9 protein-coding genes and 1 tRNA gene are annotated in these 9,201 nt (G+C 41.7%); 4 read left to right on the forward strand and 6 right to left on the reverse strand.

Annotated elements, in window-relative coordinates:
• Window positions 1-33: 33 nt before the first annotated feature.
• Both PMAL9190_RS18520 and dnaQ read right to left on the reverse strand, forming a co-directional pair.
• Entirely contained in the window at window positions 34-1,233 is a 1,200-nt protein-coding gene (locus PMAL9190_RS18520) for a TIGR03503 family protein (RefSeq protein ID WP_087846675.1), read from the reverse strand.
• A 7-nt stretch (window positions 1,234-1,240) separates the two neighbouring features.
• Complete coding sequence (dnaQ, locus tag PMAL9190_RS18525; RefSeq protein ID WP_087846677.1) at window positions 1,241-1,969, reverse strand: DNA polymerase III subunit epsilon; 729 nt, start codon at window positions 1,967-1,969, stop codon at window positions 1,241-1,243.
• A gap of 51 nt (window positions 1,970-2,020) precedes the next feature.
• Here dnaQ and rnhA point away from each other — a divergent pair, with 51 nt between their 5' ends.
• The gene (rnhA, locus tag PMAL9190_RS18530) at window positions 2,021-2,485 is read left to right on the forward strand and encodes a ribonuclease HI (RefSeq protein WP_087846678.1); all 465 of its coding nucleotides are present in this window, start codon (window positions 2,021-2,023) and stop codon (window positions 2,483-2,485) included.
• 8 nt (window positions 2,486-2,493) lie between these two features.
• Here the strand turns inward: rnhA and PMAL9190_RS18535 are convergent, their stop codons facing one another.
• Window positions 2,494-3,252 (reverse strand): class I SAM-dependent methyltransferase, encoded by a 759-nt coding sequence (locus PMAL9190_RS18535; protein WP_087846680.1) that lies wholly within the window; start codon window positions 3,250-3,252, stop codon window positions 2,494-2,496.
• A gap of 41 nt (window positions 3,253-3,293) precedes the next feature.
• On the opposite strand from PMAL9190_RS18535, the gene gloB reads away from it, so the two are divergent.
• The 3 genes from gloB to PMAL9190_RS18550 all read left to right on the forward strand — a co-directional run bounded on the left by gloB (window position 3,294) and on the right by PMAL9190_RS18550 (window position 6,348).
• Window positions 3,294-4,052 carry a hydroxyacylglutathione hydrolase gene (gene gloB / locus PMAL9190_RS18540; protein ID WP_065169080.1) on the forward strand — a complete coding sequence of 253 codons (759 nt, stop codon included), beginning with the start codon at window positions 3,294-3,296 and terminating at the stop codon, window positions 4,050-4,052.
• Between the two features lie 71 nt (window positions 4,053-4,123).
• On the forward strand, window positions 4,124-5,662 hold the full coding sequence (locus tag PMAL9190_RS18545) for a LysM peptidoglycan-binding domain-containing protein (protein WP_087846695.1): 1,539 nt from the start codon (window positions 4,124-4,126) through the stop codon (window positions 5,660-5,662).
• Complete coding sequence (locus PMAL9190_RS18550; RefSeq protein WP_087846682.1) at window positions 5,659-6,348, forward strand: Yip1 family protein; 690 nt, start codon at window positions 5,659-5,661, stop codon at window positions 6,346-6,348. Before PMAL9190_RS18545 ends, PMAL9190_RS18550 begins: the two co-directional genes overlap by 4 nt.
• Here PMAL9190_RS18550 and PMAL9190_RS18555 read toward each other — a convergent pair.
• The 3 genes from PMAL9190_RS18555 to PMAL9190_RS18565 all read right to left on the reverse strand — a co-directional run bounded on the left by PMAL9190_RS18555 (window position 6,345) and on the right by PMAL9190_RS18565 (window position 9,152).
• Window positions 6,345-7,211, reverse strand: a complete 867-nt coding sequence (locus tag PMAL9190_RS18555; RefSeq protein WP_087846683.1) for an endonuclease/exonuclease/phosphatase family protein — start codon at window positions 7,209-7,211, stop codon at window positions 6,345-6,347. The two genes, PMAL9190_RS18550 and PMAL9190_RS18555, sit on opposite strands and share 4 nt — an antisense overlap.
• A gap of 98 nt (window positions 7,212-7,309) precedes the next feature.
• Entirely contained in the window at window positions 7,310-7,645 is a 336-nt protein-coding gene (locus PMAL9190_RS18560; protein WP_087846685.1) for a DUF1904 domain-containing protein, read from the reverse strand.
• A 1,430-nt stretch (window positions 7,646-9,075) separates the two neighbouring features.
• Window positions 9,076-9,152, reverse strand: a tRNA-Trp gene (locus PMAL9190_RS18565).
• Between the last annotated feature and the right edge of the window lie 49 nt (window positions 9,153-9,201).

A 9,201-nucleotide genomic window follows, 5' to 3' on the forward strand; every position in this document is an offset into this window, starting at 1 on the left:
AGGGAAGCATCATGCTTCCCTGTTTTATAACGCTTATTTAGGAATAATTAAATCTGATTTTAGTGCACGTTTACGTCGCCATAGCAACAGCCATGCTAAGACACCGCTCATAACGATAAGATTGGCAGCCCCTAACCATAATAACCGCTGTTGAAGCAGCTCCGTTTTCTCGACGGCTAACTGCTGTTCACGCTGTGGTTTAGCCTCTGCTGACGAAGTATCCACAGTGACAGGTGCAACTTGAGTATAATTTTGTTGGGCTAATCGAAACACCAATTCACGCTGAGTTAGCGTATCAGTAACATAAGCCCAACCACGCCACCATGCCTTACCAACCTGACGATTATTAGGCCATCTTAGGATTAATTGTGATTGTTGAGGTTGAACGCGGGTTTGAATAATTTGCGGCTGATGTTGGGGTTGTTTAACCCTTAAATAGGCCGCTAATGAACCAACAACAGCTTGATCATTCGCTGTAACTTTAACAACATGAGAGACTAACGGCTGATGGCTTTGAATAAAGGTCGTTGTTATTAAGCTTGGGTAAACTAATACTGTTTGCTCAACTGAACGCTCAAAAACACTATTTACGGATGCTATTTTGACGCGATATTTTCCAGGCACAACATCAACACCAAGTGCGACAGTAAAAATGCCATCGCCCCCAATCTCATCATACCCTTGGCCATTATCAGCAAATGTTCCCACCACTATCGACGCTGACTCCTTCGCGATAACATCATCTACATCAGTGTTAACCGGATAAAAAGCCACCTTCAGCTGCACGCGATCTAAAAAATCACGTAACAATAACGGCTGTTTATTTTGAGTTAAGCGGGCTCTAAATTTCAACACTTCAGTTTGGTATAATTGCGTTGGTAGCGGATCAACATCAAGTTCAATATTAGACACTATTTTAATGCCATTATTGGACGACACTTTCCCTAAAGCTTGCCAAGGTCCCGCCATTGGATGATCAATAGAAATAATGTCCATCCCCTGATCGCTATACCACGACATCGCTTCAGAGTGACGATCGGCATAATATTTATGTCCATTGGGCGCGACTAATACCACTGATTGACTGGGCTGTTCTCGCGCCACAATAAATGTAATTTGTTCGATCTCAGGATCAACGCGAAAACGATTATCAAGCCAAGTTAATCTGGTCTCTGTTTGTGCCCAAGCACAGAGCGGTACATAAAAAATAAGTACCCATAATCGCCGCAACATATTCCCCCTAAAGACGCCAAATAACGTCAGCCTTTTTACCAATCAGATCAAGCCTATCTTGATGTGCTGTTAGTTCATCGGCAGTAGCATTAATAACCTTTAATACTTTTCGATCTGTGGCTAAACGACGAATAGTGGTTGTTGTTGTCGAATCATCATTACCGCTACTTAAACGTAATGATGTTTGACCACCCGTCATCATTAAATAAACGTCAGCTAGAATCTCAGCATCGAGTAATGCGCCGTGAAGGGTACGATGAGAGTTATCAATGCCATAACGTGAACATAAAATATCAAGGTTATTACGTTTACCTGGAAATAGCCTTTTTGCCATTTCTAGGGTATCGGTGACTTGACAAATATCCTCTATTTTCGCAATTGATGCGCCCATTTTATGAAATTCATAATCCATAAAACCGGTATCAAACGATGCGTTATGGGCAACAAGTTCAGCACCATCAATAAAATCAATAAATTCTTGGTGAATATCAGCATATACAGGCTTATCACGTAAAAATTCATCGGTTATACCGTGGACAGCAATCGCTTCAGGATCAATCGGGCGATCAGGTTTGATATAAACGTGGAACGTATTACCGGTTAACTTACGATTGATGATCTCAACCGCACCAATTTCGACAATACCATGACCTTCATAATGAGGGCCAGTCATGTTCATACCCGTTGTTTCTGTATCAAATACAATAATACGTTGATTCGTGTTAGTGGCTTTCATAGTAGTTAATGTGTCAGACTTAAGTTTTTATCTAAGGCAAAACTCCCCACAATGATGAAGCAGGTAGAGATTTTCACCGATGGTTCGTGTTTAGGCAATCCAGGTCCCGGCGGTTATGGCACCGTACTAAGATACAAGCAACACGAAAAAGAGCTCAGTAGTGGCTATTTTATGACCACTAATAACCGCATGGAATTGCTTGCCGCCATTATGGGACTCGCTAGTTTAAAACAGCCATGTCAGGTCGATCTTACCACTGACAGCCAATATGTGCGTCAAGGAATTACGCAATGGATTCATAATTGGAAAAAAAGAGGTTGGCAAACAGCAGATAAAAAACCAGTCAAAAATGCCGATTTATGGCAACAACTGGATCAACAAACCCAACGTCATCAAATTCAATGGCACTGGGTTAAAGGTCACGCTGGCCATCCAGAAAATGAACGTTGTGATGTTTTAGCACGTACTGCTGCAGAAAATCCTGCGCAACCAGATACGGGTTATCAACCAAGCTAAATCTAGGATCACGACTGCGGTGGAATTTTAGGTACTGTTTTTTCAACTTGAGTACAGCAGTTAATGCGCAGCGGTGCTAATTGACGACGTAATTTCCAGGTCGGCTTAATCAGTTTTAATGGACAAGTACGTTTACGTGCAACAATAAAATATAAACTTCCCACCGCAGATAATGGCTCTGAGAGAACATGCTCAAGCCATGCAGCGCAAGCAAGGTGGCGTGTCGCAGGCACTATTGCAAACGTTTCTTGGTATACCACTTCATAATTAAGTAATCGTAACCAATCATTAATTCTAAATGGCAGGTACATCCTTCCTGTCCATGGCGCTTGACGACGATTCCACGGTAATAATCCTCTTAAGCCTAATAAGCTTAACGGATTATTACCACTTAAGACTAAATAACCATCATCGACCATCACTCTGTCGATTTCTCGTAATAACCGGTGAGGATCAGCTGCATAGTCTAATTGGTGCATTAGCAAACACGCATCAAAAGATTTTTCAATAAAAGGTAACGCCATCGCATCAGCAACGACACTACGTTTAGAGCTGAACTTATCGACACTGATTTGATGCTGAATATTACAATGGCTACTGGTCAGCTCTGCACTTAAGCCACCAAGCTTTAACATGTGGTAACCAAACAATTTCGGGCACCACTCATCAAGGCGGGCTTGTAATAATTCTGCTACCCATTCACCATTGATCACATTCGACCATGTATAAGGGACTTCAATGTGTGTTACTGTACGCGCTGGCTTCATAAGATACTGCTCAACACCTGATAAGGCTGGAGACAAAATTCATGTTAACTGTTAAAAGCATACCCGCATTTAAGGACAATTACATCTGGCTAATTCAAAACCCAGACAATCATTGTGTCGTTGTTGATCCAGGGGATGCCACGCCGGTTCTTGAGGCAATAGAAAAAGACAATTTAATTCTAGATGCGATCCTGATCACTCACCATCATCATGACCATGTCGGTGGCATCAGTGAATTAAAACGTCGCTTCCCTGCAACCAAAGTTGTTGGGCCTAATGATGAACCTATTCCAGGTATCACACGTCCAGTTGAAGATGGCGATCAAGTCGACATCTTTGGTGAGCGCTTTATGGTGCTTAGCGTACCAGGACACACGCTAGGTCATATCGCTTATGTTGGCGACGAAAAACTTTTTTGTGGTGACACATTATTCTCAGCCGGTTGTGGTCGCATATTTGAAGGCACACCAGCACAAATGTTTAATTCATTACAAAAATTGGCTTCACTACCTGACGAAACTAATGTTTATTGTGCCCACGAATACACTGCGAGTAATCTTGCTTTTGCATTAGTCGCTGAACAAGATAATGCCCATTTACAACGTTATCGCGATCAAGTTAACCGACTACGTGCTAATGGCCAAAGTACACTCCCAACAACCCTTAGTAACGAGAAACTTATTAATCCTTTTTTACGTTGCGATCAGCCAAGTATTAAGCGCTCGGTTGCTGATAAAGCGTACGATAACTCAGATATTGAGACATTTGCAGCACTTCGACGCTGGAAAGACGAATTTTAACGTTTCTCCCCTTGTAACCAAGGTGGTTGGGCAAGTATCATCACCAACCATTTTGGCTACAAACGACTGTCATGAAATTCAAAATTCTTTTAGCAAGTGTGCTTGTTATTGCAGGTTGTCAAACGACAAAAGAGACAACGCAGGTCGATACCAACCAATCAAATACTGTCGTTGAGCAACCTACTAATACGCCTGTTGTACCTGTAGTGCCGGTCATTAAACCGCCTCAAGCTGAAGTTGTAAAATTAACGCCGCAACAACAGCAGGACGTATGGGATCGCATCGCAATGCAGATCACCACTAAAATTCCCAATAATAAACGCGTTCAGTACTACCGTAACTGGTATCTAAAAAACCCGCGTAATCTTGAAATTATTGCTCAACGCGCCCAGCCTTTTTTATATTACATCACAGAGCAAGTCGAAAAGCGTGGCATGCCGCTAGAATTGGCATTACTACCGATCGTTGAAAGCTCATTTGACCCTCATGCTTATTCAAGTATGGCTGCTGCTGGTTTATGGCAAATTATTCCCGACACTGGCCGCCGTTTTGGCTTAAAACAAAATAGCTGGTATGACGGTCGTCGCGACGTAGTTAAATCCACTACCGCGGCACTTAATTTACTTGAGTATTTAAATAAAAAATTTGATGGTAACTGGCAACAAGCATTAGCAGCTTATAATACTGGCGAAGGCCGTGTGTTTAGTGCTATCCGTAAAAACAAAGCCGCAGGTAAGCCTACTGATTATTGGGCACTTGATTTACCCAACGAAACCAGTAGCTATGTACCTAAGCTTTACGCCGTTGCTGATATCATCATGCACCCTAAAAAGTACGGTTTTCATATTCCACCGATTAGCAATAAACCCGTTGTTGCTATTGTTAAACCTGGTGTGCAAATGGATCTGACTATTGCAGCCAAATTTGCAGGTATTAGCTTAACTGAACTCAAAGATCTAAACCCGGCTTACCGTCGTGGTGTAACAGCACCCAATGGACTTAATCAGTTATTACTACCAATCAATACTGTTAAACGTTTTAAGCGTGAATTAGCTCAGAACCGCAATGCAAGTATCGTAACTCACCATCATCGCGTAAAAGCTGGTGAAAGCTTAGGGTTAATTGCTAAGCGTTATCACAGCAATGTTAAAACAATTCAAAGGGTCAATAAGCTTAAAACAACCAACATTCGTATTGGACAATTACTGACTATTCCAACATCACCGATTTCGTTGGTTAATCGTCAGCATCGTGCCGCTTTAAATGTCGAAGCACAGCATTATGTAGTGCAGTCTGGCGATAGTTTATGGAGCATTGCTCGTAAGCATAAAACCAGTATATCTAAACTGAAACAACTTAACCGCCTTAGCAAAAATACGGTGCTGAAAAAAGGACAACGGTTAAAAGTATCAGCAAGCATTAAAAAAGCCACTGCGAGCCGCAAAACGATCAGTTACAAAGTTCGTCGCGGTGATAGTTTAAGCGTTATCGCGCAGCGTTACGATGTCTCGATTACTGAGATTAAAAAATGGAATAATTTGGCTAACAGTCAGTATATAAAGCAAGGCCAACAGCTAAAATTAATTATTAGTAGCAAGGTTAAAGCATGACGCCATCAAAAAACCCAGTCATCGCCATTATTGACTTATTTCGCTCACCAATAGAATGCTTTGCTGCAATCTATGAACGGCCTAAATGGGCAATTTTACCCTACTTAATGACTATTTTGGGTTCATTTATTCTATGGGGTAGCTACTTTAATCATGTTGATATGCCCTGGCTACAACAAGCGATTCAAGCACAACTTGGTAATATTGGTGAAAATGTACAGCAATCATGGTTAACACGAGAAGTATTGCTTGCAGGAGAGGTCTTTAGCGACATAACGGGCCGTACAGTGGTCATTTTTGTACTGGCCTTATGGTTAAAGTTAGCGACCAAAAGCAGCCGACATCAACACAGCTATGGAAAATGGCTGGCTGCTACTTGCTTTATTATGCTGCCATCTTTTATTGGTGATATTGCGAGTTACATTAATATTGTTTTTAACCATAACAATATTCTGCCTAATGCGGCTGATTTAAACAGTTTTAATGGTCTATTAAAGTTACCAATGAATAATCACTGGGCAGCAATTGCAACCACGATGCCGTTATTAGCACCATGGTACATTGCTTTGACTTACGCAGCAGTTAGCGCATGGACAGATCTTGATCGTGCTAGAGCCATCATTATTGCCATACTACCGTGGGTATTAACCCTTATTGTATGGCCGCTATTGATTATTTCAGCCTAATGCACCGTCGGTGATAGTAGCTTAAACGTCGCTAATAATGGGTTATGATCAGAAGCATCTGTTTTAGGTGCTTCTGCCTTTACTAGACGTAAATCACGATAATAAAGGTGATCTAATGGCTTACCCAGCACCCGCACTCGCTGATCATTATGATAGTGCACTTCTTTTAACCCTAACGAATGTGCAAAAGCTCGTACCACTTTAATACGTGCTTTACGCCATGTATTAAAATCACCTGCTAATATAATCGGTCCCTGATGCTGCTCTAACACTGCTTTTAAACTATCTAACTGTTGTTTATATTCATTTAAACCAATTGCAAAATTGACACCATGCAAATTAACCACAGCAAGAGTCTGTCCATTTGACAATGAGAATTGTGAGAGTAACGCTGATTTAGGTAATCTTAACCACGGCTCCATTGCAAGATAAGCGCACGTCTGACGTGACGATACTCGTGATAGATTCATCACCCCTGCAGGTGTATCAAGAAATCGAAAAGCATTCGCCATTCTGACTTGCCATTGACTATCATTCAAATAGTTTTGTAATTCAGTATTTAAACTCGCTTCTTGTAATAAGACTAAATCACTTTTTTGGGTAAATGATGCTAACGCTGAACGCCAATTAGGCCGTTGCTGCTTATAAATATTCCATACCGCGACAGTTAATTGGCCGTGATTATCAAGTGGTGGTGCAATTTCAGTTTCAATACAGTGATAGCTAAAGTGAGGAGCAAAAACCTCATTAGTAATTTCAGGTTGTACTGATACATCAAATGAAGAATTAAATGCCCCTAGCCCCAATGCACCAGCGACAACACCGAAGCCAGCAACCACCTTTGTTTTTGTTCTACGTGCCATAATACAAGCCTGCATCGACAATTCAGCCCATTATAGTAATGGGCTGATATCATCGTAAAATTAGAAATAACAACATCAATGTAAGCATGAAAGAGGATTTAGTAGTGGTTACCATTATCATAATAAGCTAACGGTTTCAGCGCTGTAAAAATAACCGCGACATCCTGCTGTGGATCTTCAACAGCCTCTCTAACGATATTGGTAATTGCTTTAGCAACAAGATCCTGCGTATTCTGACCTCGATCAAACCAAAATACCTCAACAAAAGGATAAGCATCAGACACTTCGCCATCAAAAATAAATGATGCTGGAATATGTTCAATCGTAAAGTCCTCACGAGGACAATCCATCAATGGTTGTAAATCATCAACCAACTTAGTTGATAGCTGTTTTACTGTATCAAAGGCAACAGCACGAAAGCGAAGATGTGGCATAAAAACTCCAAGAAATTGACTATTTACCTCACTACATTACCACTTTCGCCCTCTATTCAAGAGCTTTTTATTGCAAATAAAGTGTCAACACTGCAGCTAGTCTTCTAGCCATCAAAGTAACGTTTATTGCTTTGTCATTGTTTCTTCTATTATTTCTCTCTCTAACTACGTCTATTCACCTCTTGCACCCACTCGATCATTCATAAGAATACAGACGTAAAAAATCCTCACATTGCTGTCGAGGCTTTGTTGAAGATGGCAAGGGTTACGATATTCAAACTTCACAACACGCGCTGATTTTCGAAAAGGCGAATCTGCTGCTCTACCAATTGAAGCTACCTCCAATATCCATAAGTATACAGACGTAAAAAAGCCTCACATTGCTGTCGAGGCTTTGTTGAAGATGGCAGGGGTTACGATATTCAAACTCCACAACACGCGCTGATTTTTGGTAAGGCGAATCCGCTGCTCAGCCAATTGGAACTACGCCCAATATCCATAAGTATACAGACGTAAAAAAGCCTCGACATTGCTGTCGAGGCTTTGTTGAAGATGGCAGGGGTTACGATATTCAAACTCCACAACACGCGCTGATTTTCGGAAAGGCGAATCCGCTGCTGTGCCAATTAACGCTACAAGTATAAATTACAGATAGCAAAAAGGCTCATATCTTTCGATATGAGCCCTCTTTAATATGGCAGGGGTGGAGAGATTCGAACTTCACAACACGCGCTGATTTTCGGAAAGGCGAATCCGCTGCTCTACCAATTGGAGCTACCTCCAATATCCATAAGTATACAGACGTAAAAAAGCCTCACATTACTGTCGAGGCTTTGTTGAAGATGGCAGGGGTTACGATATTCAAACTCCACAACACGCGCTGATTTTTGGTAAGGCGAATCCGCTGCTCAGCCAATTGGAACTACGCCCAATATCCATAAGTATACAGACGTAAAAAAGCCTCACATTGCTGTCGAGGCTTTGTTGAAGATGGCAGGGGTTACGATATTCAAACTTCACAACACGCGCTGATTTTTGGTAAGGCGAATCCGCTGCTATGCCAATTGGAACTACGCCCAATATCCATAAGTATACAGACGTAAAAAAGCCTCACATTGCTGTCGAGGCTTTGTTGAAGATGACTGGAGTTACGTGATTCGAACTTCACAACACGCGCTGATTTTCGAAAAGGCGAATCCGCTGCTCTACCAATTGGAGCTACCTCCAATATCCATAAGTATACAGACGTAAAAAAGCCTCGACATTGCTGTCGAGGCTTTGTTGAAGATGACTGGAGTTACGTGATTCGAACTTCACAACACGCGCTGATTTTCGGAAAGGCGAATCCGCTGCTGTGCCAATTAACGCTACAAGTATAAATTACAGATAGCAAAAAGGCTCACATCTTTCGATATGAGCCTTCTTTAATATGGCAGGGGTGGAGAGATTCGAACTCCCAACACGCGGATTTGGAATCCGCTGCTCTGCCAGTTGGAGCTACACCCCTGTAGTTATTTTAAAGACTTAACTGTGTCTAAATAAAGTGGCGGAGCGGA

Source organism: Photobacterium malacitanum (assembly GCF_900185615.1).
GTDB classification, from domain to species: domain Bacteria; phylum Pseudomonadota; class Gammaproteobacteria; order Enterobacterales; family Vibrionaceae; genus Photobacterium; species Photobacterium malacitanum.

Excerpts from the sequence above, each read along its gene's own strand:
- PMAL9190_RS18520 (WP_087846675.1), bottom strand. The coding sequence starts at position 1,233 with ATGTTGCGGCGATTATGGGTACTTATTTTTTATGTACCGCTCTGTGCT.
- dnaQ (WP_087846677.1), bottom strand. The coding sequence starts at position 1,969 with ATGAAAGCCACTAACACGAATCAACGTATTATTGTATTTGATACAGAA.
- rnhA (WP_087846678.1), top strand. The coding sequence starts at position 2,021 with ATGATGAAGCAGGTAGAGATTTTCACCGATGGTTCGTGTTTAGGCAAT.
- PMAL9190_RS18535 (WP_087846680.1), bottom strand. The coding sequence starts at position 3,252 with ATGAAGCCAGCGCGTACAGTAACACACATTGAAGTCCCTTATACATGG.
- gloB (WP_065169080.1), top strand. The coding sequence starts at position 3,294 with ATGTTAACTGTTAAAAGCATACCCGCATTTAAGGACAATTACATCTGG.
- PMAL9190_RS18545 (WP_087846695.1), top strand. The coding sequence starts at position 4,124 with ATGAAATTCAAAATTCTTTTAGCAAGTGTGCTTGTTATTGCAGGTTGT.
- PMAL9190_RS18550 (WP_087846682.1), top strand. The coding sequence starts at position 5,659 with ATGACGCCATCAAAAAACCCAGTCATCGCCATTATTGACTTATTTCGC.
- PMAL9190_RS18555 (WP_087846683.1), bottom strand. The coding sequence starts at position 7,211 with ATGGCACGTAGAACAAAAACAAAGGTGGTTGCTGGCTTCGGTGTTGTC.
- PMAL9190_RS18560 (WP_087846685.1), bottom strand. The coding sequence starts at position 7,645 with ATGCCACATCTTCGCTTTCGTGCTGTTGCCTTTGATACAGTAAAACAG.